Origin of the sequence: Liquorilactobacillus uvarum DSM 19971 (genome assembly GCF_001434935.1) — a bacterium.
In the GTDB taxonomy this organism is placed as follows: domain Bacteria; phylum Bacillota; class Bacilli; order Lactobacillales; family Lactobacillaceae; genus Liquorilactobacillus; species Liquorilactobacillus uvarum.
Genome location: NZ_AZEG01000004.1, coordinates 60980 through 80043, shown reverse-complemented (window position 1 = coordinate 80043; position 19064 = coordinate 60980). Strand labels below are relative to the sequence as shown.

19 protein-coding genes are annotated in these 19064 nt (G+C 37.3%); 16 read left to right on the top strand and 3 right to left on the bottom strand.

The window, feature by feature from the left end; all coding sequences use genetic code 11:
• Positions 1 to 345: 345 nt before the first annotated feature.
• Positions 346 to 1305, bottom strand: coding sequence for a nucleoside hydrolase (locus FD20_RS03125; RefSeq protein WP_057736202.1), 960 nt, complete (start codon positions 1303 to 1305; stop codon positions 346 to 348).
• Positions 1306 to 1529: 224 nt separating this feature from the next.
• On the opposite strand from FD20_RS03125, the gene FD20_RS03120 reads away from it, so the two are divergent.
• The 8 genes from FD20_RS03120 to FD20_RS03085 all read left to right on the top strand — a co-directional run bounded on the left by FD20_RS03120 (position 1530) and on the right by FD20_RS03085 (position 8524).
• A complete protein-coding gene (locus FD20_RS03120) occupies positions 1530 to 2015 on the top strand; it encodes a DUF3013 family protein (RefSeq protein WP_057736129.1) in 486 nt (161 codons plus the stop codon).
• Positions 2016 to 2048: 33 nt separating this feature from the next.
• Entirely contained in the window at positions 2049 to 2948 is a 900-nt protein-coding gene (gene prmA / locus FD20_RS03115) for a 50S ribosomal protein L11 methyltransferase (protein ID WP_057736128.1), read from the top strand.
• An 8-nt stretch (positions 2949 to 2956) separates the two neighbouring features.
• Complete coding sequence (locus FD20_RS03110; RefSeq protein WP_057736127.1) at positions 2957 to 3715, top strand: 16S rRNA (uracil(1498)-N(3))-methyltransferase; 759 nt, start codon at positions 2957 to 2959, stop codon at positions 3713 to 3715.
• A 93-nt stretch (positions 3716 to 3808) separates the two neighbouring features.
• Positions 3809 to 4135, top strand: a complete 327-nt coding sequence (locus FD20_RS03105) for a hypothetical protein (RefSeq protein WP_057736126.1) — start codon at positions 3809 to 3811, stop codon at positions 4133 to 4135.
• Positions 4136 to 4216: 81 nt separating this feature from the next.
• Positions 4217 to 6442: a RelA/SpoT family protein gene (locus FD20_RS03100; RefSeq protein ID WP_057736125.1), complete on the top strand. Its 2226-nt coding sequence runs from the start codon at positions 4217 to 4219 to the stop codon at positions 6440 to 6442.
• Positions 6443 to 6460: 18 nt separating this feature from the next.
• Positions 6461 to 6907 (top strand): D-aminoacyl-tRNA deacylase, encoded by a 447-nt coding sequence (gene dtd / locus FD20_RS03095; protein WP_057736124.1) that lies wholly within the window; start codon positions 6461 to 6463, stop codon positions 6905 to 6907.
• Positions 6908 to 6928: 21 nt separating this feature from the next.
• Entirely contained in the window at positions 6929 to 7891 is a 963-nt protein-coding gene (locus FD20_RS03090; protein ID WP_057736123.1) for an alpha/beta hydrolase, read from the top strand.
• A 15-nt stretch (positions 7892 to 7906) separates the two neighbouring features.
• Positions 7907 to 8524: an HAD-IA family hydrolase gene (locus FD20_RS03085; RefSeq protein WP_057736122.1), complete on the top strand. Its 618-nt coding sequence runs from the start codon at positions 7907 to 7909 to the stop codon at positions 8522 to 8524.
• 117 nt (positions 8525 to 8641) lie between these two features.
• On the opposite strand, the gene FD20_RS03080 is transcribed toward FD20_RS03085, so the two are convergent.
• Positions 8642 to 9481 (bottom strand): N-acetylmuramoyl-L-alanine amidase family protein, encoded by an 840-nt coding sequence (locus FD20_RS03080; RefSeq protein ID WP_057736121.1) that lies wholly within the window; start codon positions 9479 to 9481, stop codon positions 8642 to 8644.
• Between the two features lie 396 nt (positions 9482 to 9877).
• On the opposite strand from FD20_RS03080, the gene hisS reads away from it, so the two are divergent.
• The 6 genes from hisS to FD20_RS03050 all read left to right on the top strand — a co-directional run bounded on the left by hisS (position 9878) and on the right by FD20_RS03050 (position 16976).
• Complete coding sequence (hisS, locus tag FD20_RS03075; RefSeq protein WP_057736120.1) at positions 9878 to 11179, top strand: histidine--tRNA ligase; 1302 nt, start codon at positions 9878 to 9880, stop codon at positions 11177 to 11179.
• A gap of 5 nt (positions 11180 to 11184) precedes the next feature.
• Entirely contained in the window at positions 11185 to 12945 is a 1761-nt protein-coding gene (aspS, locus tag FD20_RS03070) for an aspartate--tRNA ligase (RefSeq protein WP_057736119.1), read from the top strand.
• Positions 12946 to 13308: 363 nt separating this feature from the next.
• Positions 13309 to 13833, top strand: a complete 525-nt coding sequence (gene msrA / locus FD20_RS03065; RefSeq protein ID WP_157060832.1) for a peptide-methionine (S)-S-oxide reductase MsrA — start codon at positions 13309 to 13311, stop codon at positions 13831 to 13833.
• A gap of 35 nt (positions 13834 to 13868) precedes the next feature.
• A complete protein-coding gene (locus FD20_RS03060; protein WP_057736118.1) occupies positions 13869 to 14744 on the top strand; it encodes a YitT family protein in 876 nt (291 codons plus the stop codon).
• A 53-nt stretch (positions 14745 to 14797) separates the two neighbouring features.
• Positions 14798 to 15964, top strand: coding sequence for a CDP-glycerol glycerophosphotransferase family protein (locus tag FD20_RS03055; RefSeq protein ID WP_057736117.1), 1167 nt, complete (start codon positions 14798 to 14800; stop codon positions 15962 to 15964).
• 109 nt (positions 15965 to 16073) lie between these two features.
• Positions 16074 to 16976, top strand: coding sequence for a deoxyribonuclease IV (locus FD20_RS03050; protein ID WP_057736116.1), 903 nt, complete (start codon positions 16074 to 16076; stop codon positions 16974 to 16976).
• 223 nt (positions 16977 to 17199) lie between these two features.
• On the opposite strand, the gene FD20_RS03045 is transcribed toward FD20_RS03050, so the two are convergent.
• Positions 17200 to 18009 (bottom strand): pyruvate, water dikinase regulatory protein, encoded by an 810-nt coding sequence (locus FD20_RS03045; protein ID WP_057736115.1) that lies wholly within the window; start codon positions 18007 to 18009, stop codon positions 17200 to 17202.
• Positions 18010 to 18245: 236 nt separating this feature from the next.
• Between FD20_RS03045 and rpsU the strand changes: the two genes are divergently transcribed.
• On the top strand, positions 18246 to 18431 hold the full coding sequence (gene rpsU / locus FD20_RS03040) for a 30S ribosomal protein S21 (RefSeq protein WP_003690207.1): 186 nt from the start codon (positions 18246 to 18248) through the stop codon (positions 18429 to 18431).
• 22 nt (positions 18432 to 18453) lie between these two features.
• Positions 18454 to 18897 carry a GatB/YqeY domain-containing protein gene (locus FD20_RS03035; RefSeq protein ID WP_057736114.1) on the top strand — a complete coding sequence of 148 codons (444 nt, stop codon included), beginning with the start codon at positions 18454 to 18456 and terminating at the stop codon, positions 18895 to 18897.
• Positions 18898 to 19064: the final 167 nt, after the last annotated feature.

Sequence of the window (19064 nt, the reverse complement as noted above, 5' to 3'; positions counted from 1 at the left end):
AGAGATTATAAAAATACCAAGTCCAAAAATAAATGTTGTCATCGTGGGCAAAAATCGTCCAATACGTAATCTTAAATTATTTATACACAACGCAAGAATAACAATACCAGTAATCAGAAATAGCAAGTAGAGTGATTTGATGGGTAAGTATAATTCGACTATGAAGAGGGCGGTAATTAAGATAAGGTTTCGTATGTTGCGGTACCAGGCCAGACTTCCAAAAAAAGTTCTGCTATATGAAAATGAAGTTTCTTTTGGTATGTTTGCGTAACGCAAAAGCAATAATAGGAGCCAAGTAGCATACAAGATAATTCCAACAAATTTCACTTTTTCACCCTCTCTATATTAGTGAGCAGCGAACAGAGGTGTCAAACGATTCATGAATTTGTCCAGAAATCTGATTTTATCAACATTGACTGCGACATCTGTGGTAACTTTTGAATCATTTAGACGTGTTTCATCACCGATCGTTCGACCCTCAAAAGGTGCTTTTGTTTCCACTTTAAGATTTAATTTGATTTTATTGACTAAGCTTGGGTCAATAGCGACACCAACTGCTAAGGGATCATGAAGTGCGCACCCATCAAGATGCGGATTAGTTGTTTTGTAGGCTTCAATATAGTAGTCTACTAAATCTGCATAAACAGTTCCGGCTTGAGTATTTAATTCACGCCAGCATTTTGTTTCTTTTCTTGTCAATAAAGTTCTTGTCGTAACATCAAGACCAACCATTGTCAAAGGAAGGTGGGTTTGAAAAACATCGTTTGCAGCCTCAGGATCTTGGTGGATATTAGCTTCAGCTGCTGGGCTGACATTTCCAGGAACGGTTAAAGCACCTCCCATTAGTGTAACATGGCCTATTAAATCAATAATTTCTGGATCTTTTTTGATAGCCTGAGCTAAATTAGTCAATGGACCAGTAGGCACAAAAAACAGCCGATCTTTATATTTATGGGTAGCTTCAATTAGAAAATCAATGCCGCTTTTTTGTTCGAATGTCCGTTGTGCTTTAGGGAGTTGAATATTAGCCACACCATTATCTCCATGAATTTGCGCGCTAACAGGCAAAACTTTGAAAGAATCAGTTTGAGAAGAATGCTTGGCCCCTAGATAAACTGGGACATTTTCCGCACCAAGCAGAGTTAAAAGATTAAGACTATTTTGAACACCTTGCTCAACATAGACGTTCCCGTAGGATCCGATAATTCCAATTAAATCACAATCAGGGTCAGCCAGTGCATAAGCGAGCGCAAGTGCATCATCGATCCCAGTATCTAAATCTAAGATCATCTTTTTTTTCGAAATTGACATTTATTCTCCTCCTTGTGTAGTATACATAAGTTAATTTTAGCAAAAAAAAGACTTAAAGACTAGTTAGAGCGTGTTTTGAGCTTATAAGAATTGCCGAGATTTAGCAAAATATGGTATATAATTATTATTAATACCCCAGCATGGCGAATATGAAGATAATAATAGTATAATCAATACTGTAGCAGTTAGAATGATGTTTAGAAAAGGCGGTAGTCGGGATGAAAAAAAATCTTTTGAGTTTCATAGGGAAAAATTTAGAAAAGCTTGATTTTGATGGGAATTTAGAAGTATCTTGGCAAAAAGAACAGCATACCTTTACTTTAGACTTAACATTTTATGCAGAAAATAAAGCCCAGGAAGTTATTTTGGATATGAAAGAAGTTGAATCTGATGAACCGATAATAACTTTTGTTGATTCGATCTTATTGTATGACCGTACTAAGTTTGATCCGAAAAAAGTCCAAAATGATTATTTGGTTTGTTTACCTTTTGAAGGTAAAAAAGGGTGGACACTTGCCCAAGGAAAAGCATTTTTTACCTATTTACAGATCGTTTTGGACAACGGGGAGTCAGATCTGCTTGATTTTTTGAACAATGAAGATGCGGATGTTTTTGAACTAGAGTGGTCAAATGAGGAATATGAAAAGATATTAAATAATATTGGGAATGAAAATGGGTATCGTCTTTTATATCCAAAGTACTAATATTTTTGTGAAACATCAGAGGGAGGAAGAAAGGTGCAGTGCGAAGAATTAACGATTATAAGTTCTAATGAAGTTCAAGCAGCAATTGAAAATATCTTCATTAATGAAGGGGCAGAAGGAATCAAAAACGATGACCAGCTTTTTCGACAAAAAGATTCAACTGAAATAAAATTAAGTGGATATTTTTTAAGTACTAAGAAAGTATCTGCAAGGATACCTGCAATAAAAGCAAAAATTATGAATTTGAAGAATTTTGGACTCAATCCAGGAAGTGTAGCCATTAAGCTTAAACCTTTGGAGGATTCACAATGGTCTGTGGAATGGGAAAAATACTATCATGCACGTAGAGTGACGCGTTATCTTACGATTGTTCCTTCTTGGGAACAGTATCAAAAAAAACAAGCTGATGAAAAAGTTATAAGTTTGGATCCTGGGAAAGCTTTTGGTACTGGAACACACCCAACAACTATCTTGGCGATGCGTGCTCTTGAAGAGACTATTAGAGGGAATGAGAAGGTAATTGATGTTGGAACAGGTTCAGGAGTTCTAAGTATTGCAGCTAAAGCTCTTGGGGCAGGCAAGATATATGCTTATGATATCGAAGAGGATGCGTTGGCATCCGCACGTAAAAATGTCAAACTTAATCCATTTGCAACAGACATTGAGATTAGGCTTAATAATTTATTGTCTGGAATATCGTACACGGCAGATTTAATTGTTGCGAATGTATTGCCAGAAGTCTTATTGGAACTTTTGCCGCACATACCAGCACATTTGAAAGCAGGTGGTTGTTTTATTGCCTCTGGAATAATTTTGGATAAGAAGGATACTTTGAAAAAAGCTGTCTTAGAGCAAGCTTTGCATATTGAACAGGTTGCCACAGATGAAAAATGGGTTTCAATTATTGCGCGGAAGCCATCAAGCAAGGAGTAAGTTAAAGCATGCAAAGATATTTTATAGAACAGTCGAAAATAGGTTCCAGGTTGGTGCTGCCAACTGAAATCTATCACCATGCTGTCATCGTGATGCGAATGAAACCTGGTGATTGCTTTGAAGTTGTTACGGCAGATAAAAAGGTCGCTGTTATGGAACTCGAGGAGATTGCGGAGCATTCAGCTACAGCAAGAGTATGCAAAGAAATTGAACATACAGTTGAATTGCCACTTCAGGTTACAATTGTTTGCGGATTGTCTAAAAAGGATAAGGCGGATTGGATAGTCCAAAAAGCAACTGAACTCGGAGCACAACATTTTATTTTTTTTTCAGGTGACTACTCGATAGTGAAATGGGACAAGAAAAAACAAGAGAAAAAGCTGGTTAGGCTGAGGAAAATTATTCGAGGAGCTTCAGAACAATCTCATCGAGTCATGGTACCAACAGTTTCGTATATCGAAAACATTAAAACACTTCAATTGGAAAAATATTCGGAAAAAATGGTTGCGTATGAGGAGGCTGCTAAAGAGGGTGAAACGGCATCTTTAGCAAAACTTGTCTCTAGGGTAAAAAAGCAACAGAGGAGTATAAAGGATTTGCATCTAGTTGCTGTTTTTGGGCCAGAAGGTGGTATTTCACCAGCCGAAATACAGTATCTTAAAAGTAATGATTTTTCCTTAACTGGGCTAGGTCCGCGCATTATGCGTGCTGAAACTGCACCCTTGTATCTGCTGTCAGCCCTATCTTATGCATTAGAGCTCAACTAAGAAAGTTCAAAAATGCTGAAAGCTGTATTGTCATTGTACAAACAGCTAAATTAGGTTAAAATGAATATAATTATTGACAAAGTGAGGACATTGATGGTTATTAAAAAAATTCTTTCTATTACAACATTGTGGTACTTAACAGTTGCTTTTGCTATTTCACTAGTGATTCCGATTATTTTAGCAGTATTGAATCTTAGTGACGTTCAAAAGATTGGTTTTGCACTTTTCGGTGTTAATGTTATTTACGCCGTCTTATCAGGGTTAATAGTTGGTTCCAAAAAAGAACCAGCTGTCTATCTTTTGTTTTTCCCAATTATTTACCTTCTCGGTGTTAAATTGTTTTTTGAGAACTATGCATACTACTTTTCACTGATTTATGTTGTGATTACTTATTTAGCATACGGAATTACGAAAGAATAATCGAGCAGAGTTTTCTAAGGCACGTTTGAGTTTTTGAACACGTGCTTTTATTTTACATATTTATTTTTAGGAGCTGATAAGATGGAGAAGGAGACTAATTGGAGTGCAGATGACGTCATTAATATGGTCGAAAGCTATATGAATGAGGAACATGTTGCCTTAGTACGCAAAGCATACGCGCTTGCAATGTATGTACACAAGGAACAATATCGCCAATCTGGTGAACCGTACATTATTCATCCAATACAAGTAGCAGGAATCTTGGCAGAATTAAAAATGGATCCTGCAACAGTATGTGCCGGTTTTTTACATGATGTTGTTGAAGATACACCGGTAACTCTTGGTGATGTCGGGGAATTGTTTGGTCGAGATGTTCAAATTATTGTTGATGGAGTTACTAAGCTGAGCAAGATTCGGTATAAATCACATCAGCAGCAGTTAGCAGAAAATCATCGTAAACTACTGCTGGCGATGTCAAAGGATTTGCGAGTTATCATCGTTAAACTTGCAGATCGTTTGCATAATATGCGGACTTTAAGTCATTTACGTCCAGATAAACAGCGAAGGATTGCTAACGAAACACTTGAAATATATGCTCCATTGGCAGATCGTCTAGGAATCAGCACAATAAAATGGGAACTTGAGGATATTTCTCTGCGTTATTTAAATCCACAGCAGTATTATCGTATTGTTCATTTGATGAATTCAAAACGAACGGAACGTGTTCATTATGTTGAGACAGCAATTACAGAAATCAAAGAAGCAATCACCGACTTGAATTTGAGCTGTGAAATATACGGCCGACCGAAACACATTTATTCGATTTATCGTAAAATGAAGGACCAGCATAAGCAGTTCAGCCAGATTTATGATTTGTTAGCCGTTCGTGTTATTGTGCGTTCGATCAAAGATTGTTATGCCGTTTTAGGTGCTATTCATACTAAATGGAAGCCAATGCCTGGCCGTTTTAAGGACTATATTGCAATGCCCAAGGCTAACATGTATCAATCCCTTCATACCACCGTCATTGGACCAAGCGGAAAACCATTTGAAGTTCAAATCAGAACAGATGAGATGCATCGTGTCGCTGAGTATGGTATTGCTGCTCACTGGGCCTACAAAGAAGGGAAAAAAGAAGGCGTTCATCAAGATAATACCGGCAATAAGCTCAATTGGTTTAAAGAAATTATCGAATTGCAGGATGAAACAAGTGATGCTGCAGAATTTGTCGAGAGTGTTAAGGGAGATCTTTTTGGTGATCGTGTTTATGTTTTCACGCCCAAAGGAGATGTTCTGGAGTTGCCAAAAGGAGCCGGACCGCTTGATATGGCGTATTCGATTCATACTGAAATTGGCAATAAAACGGTTGGTGCCAAGATTAACGGTAAGATTGTCCCTTTAGATTACCAAGTTAAGAATGGTGATATTGTTGATATTCTTACATCAACCAATTCTGCCGGGCCAAGTCGTGATTGGTTAAAATTGGTGCACACAAGTAAAGCGCGCAATAAAATCAAACGCTTTTTTAAACAGCAAGATCGTGTTGGAAACATAGATAAAGGCAAGGAAATTATTGATGAAAATTTACTAGAGATGGGGTTCGAACCTAAGAAGGTTTTAACGCAGGATAATATTAATAAGGTTTTACGTAAACGTAAGTTCTCATCAGTTAATGATTTATATGCTTCAATCGGTTTTGGAGAACTTGCCCCATTAGGTATCATTAATATACTGACTGAAAAAATCCGTGAAGAAAAAGAAGCTGATCGTAAGCTTCAGGAAGAAAAAGCTTTACTGGAAGAACATCAAGAAATTTCAAATGAGGCGGAACCTCCCAGCGAACATCGTAAAAGTGAAGAAGGCGTGACAATCGCGGGTGTCGATAATCTGCTTGTTCGCTTGAGTCATTGCTGCAACCCGGTACCAGGTGATGAAATTGTTGGTTACATTACAAAGGGGCGGGGTGTGTCGATTCATCGTGTTGATTGCCCGAATGTTAAAAGTGCAGAGAATTCAGGAACCCGTCTGATTGAAGTATCTTGGAATGTAATTCCTGATGACAAAACATATTATAATACTGACCTACAAATTCAAGGTTATAATCGTTCAGGACTATTGAATGATGTTTTGCAGGCTCTAAATAATAGTACACGACATTTGAACTCTGTAAATGGTCGTGTAGATAGCAATAAAATGGCAACAATGGATGTAACTGTAGGTATCCGAGATCGAATTCATCTACAAAGGGTGATTGATAATATTAAACGGGTTCCTGATGTTTACGTTGTTAAAAGAATAATTCATTAAAATTGGGAGAATAAAGGTATGCGTGTTATTTTGCAAAGAGTTGCGCAAGCATCTGTGAAAATAGATGAGAAAAAAATAAGTGAAATTAAAAACGGATTGTTGCTGTTGGTTGGTTTTAAAGATGGTGATGGTCAAAAAGAAATTGATCATTTAACCCATAAAGTGGCTAATGTACGTGTCTTTTCTGATGAAGATGGGAAGATGAACTTGAATATCAAACAGACTGGCGGAGCCATATTATCCGTTTCGCAGTTTACACTTTATGCTGCGACACGTAAGGGGAATCGACCAAGCTTCACGGAAGCTCAGGCTCCAGAATTGGCTGAAAAAAATTATCACCTTTTTGATATGGCGCTCAAATCTGAAGGATTGAAAGTTTCAGAAGGTGTTTTTGGGGCAAATATGCAAGTTGAGCTGGTGAATGATGGACCAGTAACGATTATTTATGACACAGAAAATGACTAATAGTTTGGTAGGGGGAATTTGATGCAATTAATATCGCTAGAGAGTGCGGCTCAGAAATTGTGTGAGCAGAGAAATAATGTGTTTGTGCCTACTACGATTGGAGTCAAAGTCATTCGTGAGCGCCTTGAACTGGAGCAAGGTTCCCCTGTATATCAGCATGATGTTATTGAAAAAGCAGAGCACCTTGTTCTGGATGGTGATTTAAGGGAAATATCTTTCAAAGTTCTGTATCCTGTAAATCTGCGGCCTGATGAAAAGGTACCTGTAGTTTTTTATGTCCATGGTGGTCAGTTTTTAACAGGAAACATTCAAACGCATAGTAAACTAATTCATGAATTAGTCAATCGCACGCATGTTGGTGTGGTTTTTCCAGAATATGCGTTGGCGCCTGAAAGCAAAGCACCAACTCAATTAAGACAAATGGAAGCACTTTTTGAACATCTGCCAAATATTTCAAAAAAATATCCTTTTGATCTATCAAGATTAATTATGGCGGGGGATGACGTTGGTGGAGGGATGGCTATTTCATTGGCGATTCTGATGCAGGAGAAACAAAATCTTCCTGTTTACAAGATGGTTCTATTTTGTCCTATTGTTAATGCAAATTTTGACACTCATTCTTACCATCAATATGCTGGTGGATATGATCTTACACGAGAACAGATGAAATGGTCCTGGCAGCAATATTTGGGTGAAGAAGAGAATCCACTGAGTTATCTTTTTTCACCCCTTCAAGCTTCACTGAAACAATTGGCAACACTTCCCGAAATATTGATTATGACGGCAGAGGCTGATGTCGTTCGTGATGAAGGGGAAGCAATTGCTCGAAAAATAAGGGATGCAGGCGGAGATGTTGTTCAAATAAGATTTCAGGGAATTACGCATGATTTTACTGTGAAGAACATGTTGGATCAAACAAATGCCTGCCGATTAGCAATGAATATTGCGGTTGATTGGATTAAAAGAAAGAAAAAAAGAAGCTGAAGGCAGGTTTTTTGAATGGCGGATTATTTTTGGGACTTTGATGGAACACTTTACGATACATATCGCGGAATGGTGAAGTCTTTTGTCGAAGCTTGCACGGCATATAACTTTAGTGTTGAACGTGATCAGATTTATAAATCGATGCGAAGAACATCACTGCATCAGACGTTTGATAAATTTCTGAAACAAGTTGATTCTAAAAAGAAAAAAATGATAGTAGACAAATATCAAATTATCGAAAAAAGTGAACAAGCTGACGATCTCCCTTTTGAAGGCGCAGTTGAGGTATGTAATTGGGTTATTAAACAAGGTGGAAGAAATTTTTTGGTGACTCATCGCAATAAAAGCGCACTTAGTCTAATTGAACGTGATCAGTTTAAAAATTTGTTTACGGGTTACGTAACTTCTGAGAATAATTTTCCCCGTAAGCCAGATCCAGCTTCTTTAAATTTTTTGTGCGAGCAGTATCAGGTCGACAAGAATAATGCATTTATGATAGGTGATAGGGCCTTGGATGTTAATGCGGCGCACCAAGCAGGTATAAAGGGTATTCTGTTTGATCCCGATGATATAATTGTTGCTAAAGTTGTACCAGACAGGCGAATTAAACGTCTGTTGGAAATTACCCTCTGATTAAAGCCGAAAGAAAAACAGGGTATATCAAAAGCATCAACAGGTAAACTGTTGGAAAAAAGGTTGGTCAAATATAATTTTTGACGCAACCTTTTTTGATTACTTATTTGAAAATTATTATTTTTCAAAGTACTTTTCTAACCCTGAAACAACATCAGCTGCTACTTTTTTTTGATAGGAAGGGGATTTTATTTGTTCAAAATCACGTTCAGAGTTGATGTAACCCATTTCCAATAAAACGGCTGGAAATTTATTGTTGCGTAATACATAGAAATCACCAAAGTCTATTCCACGGTTGCTAAGTGGCAGATTATCGAGTTGATTATTGACTTTTTTTGCAAGTCCATTTGATAAGCGCCGGTGATAGTAGTAGGTGGTAAAGCCTGAGGCACCGTTTTCCTGTGGTGATGAGTCAAAATGAAAGCTGATGAAAGCATCAGCATGTACAGTATTGGATAAATCAGAGCGTGATTTAAGAGTGGCGTAGACATCTTTTTGACGAGTCAGATAAACTTTTGCACCACGATCACGAAGTTCGCTTGCTACTTTTTTAGCAACAATCAGCGTGTACTTTTTTTCCATTTTGCCCCCACTAGAAAGTGCGCCGGAATCATTACCTCCATGGCCAGGATCAAGTACAATCGTTGCATTTGATAATGATTGTATTTTGTTGGCTTTCTGCGGATTGATCATCCAATCGGCAACCCATCCAAACTGATTACTGGATGTTTTGACGTATGACCAGTGATACTTTGTTCGGATAATTGTGAGTCGTGATTTTTCCTTGAGGTGCGTGATTGTTTTGTATTCTATTCCAGGGCCTTTTTTTAGTTCGGCCGTTGTTGTTTCGACAACGACTTGTTTGAAATAGCTTGTAGTGCGGTATACCAAAATCAATGCCAATAATAATATCAAAAAGCCTAAAATTAAATTGCTGCGTTTCCTTTTTTTGTGCATACATCAAGACCCCGTTTACTTTTACTGACTACTATTATAACAAAAAGAAAATAATAGCAAACAAAAAATGTGATAACAATTGATTTTATTTTCACTATAACAAGCATCTCTTGACTTTAGTTGCCAATTCTAGTATGTTTATAACAGTATAATTTGAGCCGTACGAGAGAAGAGTAACTTATTAAGTTTGCTGAGAGAGTGGAATTTTGGTGAAATTTCCATCTGACTGATTGAGTGAAGACACTTTCGAGGTGCATGCTAGTGCGTGCCGTTTGCAGCGTTATCCCATGAAGTATAAATAAAGGTGGTACCGTGCATAACTGCGCCCTTGTCAAGCATTAGTGGCAAGGGCTTTTTTTATTGGCACAATTATTTTAGAAAAGAGGAGGAAATAAAATGAAGTATCAACGCCCAAAAGGAACGACTGATATCATTCCAGGTGAATCAGCAAAATGGCAGTATATAGAAGGAATAGCACGACAGTTATTTAAAAAATACCGCTATAATGAAATAAGGACGCCGATTTTTGAGAACTTCGAAGTCTTTTCGCGAACATCAGGTGAGACATCTGATATTGTAACTAAAGAAATGTATGATTTTTTCGATAAGGGTGAACGTCATATCACTTTGCGACCAGAAGGAACTGCAGGTGTAGTACGTGCGTATGTTGAAAATAAATTGTACGGTCCAGAAATCCAGCGCCCGTTTAAAACATTTTATATGGGACCAATGTTCCGTTATGAACGTCCACAATCAGGACGACAAAGGCAGTTTCATCAAATCGGAGTAGAGGCTTTTGGTGTTGACAATCCGACTCTTGATGTTGAAGTGATGGCAATGGCAATCAATTTGTTACGTCAGTGTGGACTGCACGACCTTAAACTAGTAATTAATACTTTGGGAGATGCTGAATCGCGTGCGAAATACCATGCAGCGTTAATGGAATATCTTGAACCATTGGAAAGTAAGCTAAGTGATGATTCCAAGGAACGGTTACATAAAAATCCTTTACGTATTCTTGATAGCAAAGATCGGGAAGATCAAGAAATCGTTGCAAATGCACCCTCGATTTTGAACTATTTGACTGATGATGCAGCTGCTCACTTTGATACAGTTAAAAAACTGTTGAATGCTCTGGAGATTCCGTTTGAAATTGAAACAAACATGGTTCGTGGACTCGATTACTATAATCACACGATTTTCGAAATTATGAGCAATTCAAAAGCTTTTGGAGGAAATTGGACGACAGTTTGCGCTGGTGGTCGTTATAATGGTTTAGTTGAACAACTCGGAGGACCAGAAGTTCCAGGAATCGGTTTTGGACTAGGTGTCGAACGTTTGTTACTAGTTTTGGAAGCCGAGAAAGTTGACTTGCCTCTTGATGAAGATTTAGATGTCTATGTCGTGGGAATTGGAGAAGTTACGAATGAGGAGACTCTAAAGATGGTGCAAGCATTGCGCCAAGCAGGGTACAGCGCTGAACGTGATTATTTGGGACGCAAACCCAAAGGACAATTTAAATCAGCCAATCGAATGAATGCACATCTGACTTTAACGATTGGTGAAGAAGAACTTCAAGCTGGTAAAGCAAATTTGAAGAACATGCAAACTGGAAATGAAGTAGCAGTTTCATTAGCTGATGTTTATACTGGATTTGATAAAGTTTATCAAGATATAGTTGAAAGTGAAAAGGAGTAAAAAAAATGAACCGAACAATATATTGCGGACTAGTTGATGAATCATACTTTGACCAAGAAGTATGTTTAAAAGGATGGGTCCAAAAGCGGCGCGATTTGGGCAATTTGATTTTTATTGATTTACGTGATCGAGAAGGAATTGTGCAATTGGTATTCAGTCAAGAATTTGGACCTGAGGCATTGAAAGTTGCTGACAGTCTGAGAAGCGAATACGTAATTGAAGCCAAAGGAAAAGTTGTTCCGCGCGATGATGATGCAATTAATTCCAAAATGAAAACAGGTAAGGTAGAAGTTGAAATTCATGAAGTCAAACTTTTGAATAAAGCGAAAACACCGCCCTTTTATATTGAGAATGGTATCAATGTTTCGGATGATTTGCGTCTAAAATACCGGTATCTTGACTTGCGTCGGCCAGAAATGCAGAAAGCAATTATTACAAGAAGTAAAATCATGCAAGCAATTCATCGTTATCTCGATGAAAATAAGTTCATTGATATTGAGACACCATATTTGACTAAGTCTACTCCAGAAGGTGCAAGGGATTATTTGGTACCATCACGTGTTTATCCTGGACATTTTTATGCATTACCACAATCACCACAGTTGTTTAAGCAATTGTTAATGGGTGCAGGTTTTGACCGCTATTACCAAGTTGCTCGTTGCTTCCGTGATGAAGATCTTCGAGGAGATCGCCAACCTGAATTTACACAAATTGATATGGAAACGTCTTTTATGTCAGCTGAAGAAATTCAAGATATTACTGAGGGATTATTACAGCGTGTAATGAAAGAAACGCTGGGAGTTGAAATGACATTGCCACTTCCGCGGATGACTTGGAATGAGGCAATGGATCGGTATGGTTCGGACAAACCAGATATTCGTTTTGAGATGGAATTGACTGATATGGCTGATGCAGTTAGAAATGTTGATTTTAAGGTCTTTAAAACGATTCTTGAAAAAGGTGGCCAAGTTAAGGCAATTACTGTACCTAATGGCGCGGAAAAATATTCGCGTAAAGATATTGAGAGCAAACAAGAATATATCAAGCGTTTCGGTGCAATGGGGCTGGCATGGCTCAAGGTTACGGAAACTGGTTTTTCAGGTCCGATTGCGAAATTCTTTAAAAATGATGTTGAGAACATCAAAAAGGCAGCCAATGCGGGTGTGGGTGACTTGATCTTGTTTGTTGCCGACAAGCGCAAAGTTGTTGCGGATTCCTTAGGTTATCTGCGAACAAGTATTGCCAAAGAACTTGATATGATCGATAAAACAAAATTTGCATTTTTGTGGGTTGTTGATTGGCCATTATTCGAATACAGTGAAGATTTTCATCGATATATAGCTGCACATCATCCATTCACAATGCCGAATGAGGAAGATGTTGACTTATTGACTACGGATCCGCATAAGGCTCATGCACAAAGCTATGATATTGTTTTGAATGGTTATGAGCTTGGTGGCGGGTCAATCCGTATTCATCAACGTGATATTCAAGAAAAAATGTTCAAAGCACTCGGTTTTACTAAGGAAAAAGCTGAAGAGCAATTTGGATTCTTCATGGATGCATTGGATTACGGTTTCCCACCTCATGGTGGTTTGGCAATTGGGTTAGATCGTTTTGCAATGTTGCTTTCCGGAAAAGATAATATTCGCGAAGTCATTGCCTTTCCTAAAAATTCAAAAGCGTCAGAACCATTAACAGATGCTCCAAGTACGGTAGCCCAGAAACAGTTAGATGAGCTTCACCTCGATACGACTGAAGACTAGGCTTGTTTTTGAAGAGTGAGTCAGGAGCATGCAACGCGTTAATAATATATATTGAAACATGTTAATTCGTACAATAAAAAGTAAAAAAAGAGGGAACTGGTTCAAAAGTCAAATTTTGATCTAGCTCCCTTATTTTATCCCATCTGACTTTGAATTGGGCATAGGTTGGGACGCGATGTGGTTGTAATTTTGCGTTAGGGGTCAAAAGTTATGGACTTATTTACACCCCTCTTTTCAATAGTAAATGATAGCCTTTTGATGTCCATTTAGTGCTTTTAAACTGGGACCGAAATGTTGCCGAATATGTGAAATTAGTTTATCTTATAAAGTAATCACAAAAATGAATTTTGCGGAGGGTTGATTTTGAAAAATAAACAAGAGACGGCAATTTTTGCGGGGGGTTGTTTTTGGTGCATGGTCAAACCGTTTGATGAACAACCTGGAATCATAGAAGTTGTTTCTGGATATACAGGAGGACATGTTCCTAATCCAACTTATGAGGAAGTTTGTGCACATCGCACAGGACATACTGAAGCTGTTAAGATAGTTTTTGATCCTGAAGTTATTTCGTATGAGCAGCTTGTTCAAATTTATTGGCAACAGACTGATCCAACTGATGCAATGGGGCAATTTCAGGATCGAGGCGACAATTATCGACCAGTAATTTTCACGAGCAGCGAGAAACAGAAAAAAATTGCAGTTGCATCAAAAAAAGCATTAGAGAAGAGTGGTCGTTTCAGTGAACCAATTGTGACTCAGATTGAGGACGCAAAACCTTTTTATCCAGCTGAGGACTATCATCAAGAATTTTATAAAAAAGATCCTGCTCGCTTCGAGATGGAGGAAAAGTCGCGCCAGTTCTTTAAAAAAAATAATTGGTCAAATTAGACCTGTTCGATAGAATAAGGAGATAAAAAAGATTTATGGATGAGATTCAGCAGATTTTGAAAAGACACCAGTACGTGGCACGTGCTTCAACGTCTTTTATCTATGGCATTCTGGTTTCAGTGGCAATGAATTTTTTTTGGGTTCCTGGTAATATTTATTCATCTGGGATAACCGGACTAGCTCAGTTAATAGCAACGTTGGTAAAAAGATATGCTCCTTTTCAACTTTCAACAGCGGCATTGCTATTTATACTTAACGTACCACTGTTTTTTTTGGCATGGAAGCAGATTGGACATCGATTCACTTTTTTTACATTTTTAGCCGTTATTTTTTCAAGTATCATGATTAAGTCGATTTCGGTAGTTACATTAACAAAAGATCCGATTATTTGTGCTATTTTTGGAGCAGCGATAAATGGTTTTGGAACGGGTATGGCTTTAAAAAATGGAATCTCAACAGGTGGTTTAGATATCATTGGCTTGACTTTGCGCAGGCGTACAGGTAAGAGTATTGGGACAATTAACATTAGTTTTAATATTTTAATTATTTTTGCTGCTGGGGCAGTCTATGGCTGGCCATATGCTTTTTATTCAGCACTTGGAATATTTGTCAATGCACGTGTGATGGATATTGTGTATACACGGCAGCAAAAGATGCAGGTTATGATCGTAACAACCAAACCTAAAAGTGTCGTTGATTGCATTCAGACCCATATGCGTCGCGGGATTACTATTGTTCATGGAGCTGAAGGAGCATACCGGCATGATCAAAAGACAATTCTTTTTACCGTTATTTCGCGCTATGAACAACTTGATTTAAAAAATGCAATGGAGGAATCGGATCCATATGCATTTGTTAGTATTTCAGATAATGTTAAAATTATGGGGCATTTTTATGAACCTGAGCCATAAAGTAGCAGTCCTGCAAGGAGTGAAAATAGTTTTTAAGGAAGTATGTTGAGGTAATGAAAAAAATAATTTATATTTGGTTGGTACGCTTTTTCTCGTTTCTTTTTACCTCAAAGAAGCCAAAATTGGTAATTTACTTGATGAGTTTTGGAAATAATAATGACTTTATTCTAAGATTATCTAAAAAGTGTGCAAGCAAAAAAGAACGTTTAATTGTATTGTATTATCCGAATTGTAAAAGAGCTGCATTGGAACTGAATAGCGCTGGAGTAGAGACAGTGAGCTTCACAGAAGGGTTGCATTTTATTCTGGTAGAATTGCGGCTAGTTTTAAATGCTAAAATTTTATTTTGTGATAATTACTACGCTTTTTTAGCGGGTTGCCGCTTTGATCATCGGAAAACTAAAGTTGTGCAAGTCTGGCATGCAAATGGTGCTGTCAAATCATTTGGATGGCAAGAGCCAAAAACACTGATGAGAAGTTTGGCTGATAAAAAAAGATTCCAAGAAGTATATGATCAGTTTGATGATTATGTCGTTGGTTCAACTAAAATGGCTGCGATTTTTGTTAGAAGCTATCATGTAAAAAAAAATAAGATGTTAATCTTAGGATATCCGCGATCTGATAAATTTTCACATCCAGAATGGGCTTTACAAAAAAGAAAGCTTTTTTACCAGAGGTATCCTGATTTAAAAGACAAGGAAATTATTCTTTACGCACCAACTTATCGTGAAGGAAATAATGGAGTTTATATTGATTTGCCGCCGTCCTTTTTTGAAAGCATGAATCATTTAGATGAAAAACAAGTGTTGGTAATTAAACTTCATCCTCATTTAGGAGAAAGTGGACAAGCTATTCGTAAACACTTTGCTGCAAATAAAAAAGTTTTATGGTTGGACGATCTTTTAACTGAGGAAATTTTGCCGGTAACGGATCGATTGATTACGGACTATTCATCGGTTATTTTTGATTATTCATTGTTGGAGAATGCAAAGGAGATTTTATTTTATTGTTATGATTTTGATGAATATCAAGATAAAATCGGTATTCAATCTGATTTCGAACAATGGCTTCCTGGTCCGCTGTTAAAAACCACAAAAGAGCTGTTTGCAACTTTAAAGCAACCGTTAGGTCAAAATGATCTGAGTGAATTCAATAAGCTGTGGAATACAAAAAATGATGGTTATGCGGCAGAGCGTATTATAAAACATTATTTAAAGTAAAAATATCTCGTTACCACAATAAAAAAGTAAAAATAAGGCTATAAATTTTCTGATAATGGTTCGGGAAATCGTGCTTTTAGTCTAAATTAAGCAAAAAGGAGAATTGAAAATGCTACTTGGATCACATGTTGGAATGAAGGGAAGTAAGATGCTTCTGGGTTCCGCTGAAGAAGCAGTGGAATACGGTGCAACAACCTTTATGATATACACAGGAGCTCCTCAAAATACGCGACGTAAAAAAATAGCGGACATGAATATCGATGCTGGCCACGATTATATGAAGAGGCATAATATCAGTAATATTGTAGTTCATGCACCATACATTATTAATTTGGGCAATACTAAAAAGATTGAAAACTTTGATTTTGCGGTTGCTTTTCTAAAAGATGAGGTCAAACGTGCGGAAGCACTTGGAGCCAAGCAAATGACATTTCATCCGGGAGCACATGTCGGGGCAGGCGCCAAGGCTGCTATAGACAATATAGTTAAAGGGCTTAATGAAGTCATTGATCCTGAACAAACTTTGCAAATAGCAATTGAGACGATGGCAGGCAAGGGAACAGAAGTTGGTCGCACCTTTGAAGAAATTGCACAGGTTATAGACGGGGTGACACACAATGAGAAACTTTCGGTAACATTGGATACATGCCACACTAATGATGCTGGATATAACATCAAGGAGGATTTTGACGGTGTACTCAATGAATTCGATCATACTATCGGTTTGGAAAGATTGAAGGTCGTTCACATTAATGATTCTAAAAACAAATTGGGAAGTCATAAAGATCGGCATGCTAATATAGGTTTCGGTACGATTGGGTTTGATTCTCTGAACTATATTGCGCACCATCGTGACCTTAAAGAAATTCCTAAAATTATGGAGACACCTTATGTCGGACCTGATAAAAAGAATGCATTTCCGCCATATGCCTATGAGATTAGTATGTTTAAAAAACAGACTTTTGATCCAGAGATGCTGACTAAAATTGTTGCCAATAAAGGAAAAATCTGATTTTTTAGGTATAATTAGACGTAAGTATCGCAATGTAAATAATACAAGACCTAAATAAGGGATTAGATCAAAAAAATTAACTTTTTGATCTAATCCCTTATTTGCTTCATAATTCAAAATTTTCTGTGTAACTTCGAATTACTTCTAACAAAGAAGTATGCTATAATTTCGCATTAATACTCAAACCATACCAACTTATGCTATACGCCACATTTTATTAATATTATTTAGCCAAGCTTTCGGTAATTAGCGTAGCCGTTTCTTCGATTGACTTGTTTGAAACGTTAATAACAAGACATCCAAGCTTTTTATATAGATCGTTTGCATATTCTAACTCAGCTTCAATATTGTCTACATTGGAGTAATTAGTATCTGGATTCAAACCATAGGTTAGCATACGTTCGCGCCTGATATTATTAAGAATTTTAGGGTCATTTGTCAGGCCAATTATTTTTTGGCGATCGACTTTCCAGATTTCATCGGGAATTTTAGCTTTTGGAACAAGGGGAAGGTTGGCGACGAGAAGATTTTTGTTAGCAAGATACAATGATAGAGGTGTTTTTGAAGTACGCGAAACACCTAAGAGTACAATGTCTGCTTTCAAATAACCAGATGGATCTTTGCCATCATCATAAGTAACTGCAAATTCAAGTGCTTTGATACGATTAAAATAAGTCTCGTTGAGATTATGGTTTAAACCAGCTTTTCCCAGCGGATTAGAGCCTGTTTTTCCTTTAATCATATCAATCATGGGAGATAATGCATCTAGGACGCTGAGCTTGTTATTTTTGCAAAAAGAAGTAACGTATTCTGAAAGATGCGGATCAACAAATGTATGGATAATTAACGCATCAGCTCTTTTAGCTTGATTAAGAATGCCACCTAAGAGCGAAGTTGTTTTAGTTAGTGGAAAACGAGTCAATTTAAAATCGATACCAGGAAACTGCACGTATGCAGCCTGAGCAAGATTGTAGCCTGTTTCTCCCAAAGAATCGGAGATAATGAAAATTGATAGTTTCTTATTATTAGACATTTTTTCCCCCCGCTTAATAAATTTAAAAACGCTTTATTAACTACGTATATAGTATAATGAATTATCATTTAAAACAATCAGCATAAATTGCTTTTTACTAATTATTTTAGTGAATAGCGGTAAAGTTATATTGACGGCTGACAGAGGTTTGGGTATAATAATATAGAACTGTTAAAGTTTGTGTGTTTATGCAGAATATAACGGTTACATTTTAAGCTCGGAGGGAGGGAAACAAAATGTCAAAGACAGTCGTTCGTAAAAACGAATCTCTTGATGACGCTCTTCGTCGCTTCAAACGTACCGTTTCAAAAACAGGTACTTTACAAGAATATCGTAAACGTGAATTCTACGAGAAGCCTAGTGTGAAACGCAAGAAAAAATCTGAAGCAGCAAGAAAGCGTAAGAACAAACGTCGTTTCTAATTCCTAAGGAGGGATAGAACTGATGAGCTTACTTGATTCATTGAATAATGATTTGAAGACTGCTATGAAAGCTCACGATAAGGAAACTTTGAGTACTGTTCGTATGTTGAAGTCCGCTGCGACAAATGAACAGATTAAAGTGGGCCATACGTTAACTTCTGATGAAGAGATAGCTGTTTTATCGCGTGAACTGAAGCAACGTAAGGATTCTGTTGTTGAGTTTTCGGCTGCTGGGCGTGATGACTTGGTTCCCGGACTTGAAAACGAAATTAAAGTTGTTCAGCGTTACTTGCCGAAACAACTTGGCGAAGATGAGGTAAAGGCTATTGTTCAAGAAACGATGCAACGAGTTGGAGCATCATCAAAAGCTGATTTCGGCAAAGTGATGGGTGCAGTTATGCCTCAAGTGAAGGGACAGGCTGACGGGAAGTTAGTAAATTCAGTTGTAAAATCATTATTGAACTAATAATTTTCATTCAATAGTTGAGAATATGTTGGATTGTGAATGCGAAAGGCGAATTGTCTGTGATGGACAACCCGCCTTTTTGTTTTTGCTGAAAAATTTTATTAAAGCCTTAGCTTTTGTTAAACAGCCTTTTATGCTATGATTTAACCATATAATGCTTAGTTGAA